At 37.8% G+C, this 545-nt stretch carries 1 protein-coding gene; it reads left to right on the top strand.

Annotated elements, in window-relative coordinates; genetic code table 11:
• Positions 1 to 155: 155 nt before the first annotated feature.
• A partial coding sequence (locus BVI01S_RS21915) for a transposase (RefSeq protein ID WP_167562139.1) occupies positions 156 to 545 on the top strand: 390 nt, incomplete at its 3' end.

Raw genomic sequence — 545 nt, 5'->3', positions numbered from 1 at the left:
AGGCTGGGACAAAACCCTCCTCTGAAATGAAAAAGCCGGTGAGATTTTACAACAAGTAAAATTTCACCGGCTTTGATTATTTTTAAATAGAAATAAGGACCTCTTCTGATAAAATAAAGTTACCACACAAAATCTCATCGGAAAGAAGGGTCCTTATGTTTAAAGATTATACCATGAATCAAATCGTTTTGCCTTTAGATTTAGAAATGAAATTACAAGAAAATGATATTGCCTTCCATGTCCATCATTTAGTGGAAAGTATCCCTCACAAAGTGTTCGAACCATTTCTTCGAAATGATGGATGTCCAGCCTACCACCCTCGCATGATGCTTAAGATTATCTTATGTGCTTATTCACAATCGGTCTTTTCAGGGCGCAAAATCGAAGCACTCTTAAAAGACAGTATTCGTATGATGTGGCTAGCACAAGGGTATGAACCAAGTTATCGCACCATCAACCGATTCCGTGTTCAACCAGAAGTGAAAGAAGTCATTCGCGAATGTTTCGTCCAATTCCGTTGCCAATTAGTTGAAGAGAAACTAATA

Source organism: Rossellomorea vietnamensis NBRC 101237 (assembly GCF_001591825.1).
In the GTDB taxonomy this organism is placed as follows: Bacteria; Bacillota; Bacilli; order Bacillales; family Bacillaceae_B; genus Rossellomorea; species Rossellomorea vietnamensis.
This window is presented reverse-complemented; position numbering and strand designations above follow the sequence as displayed.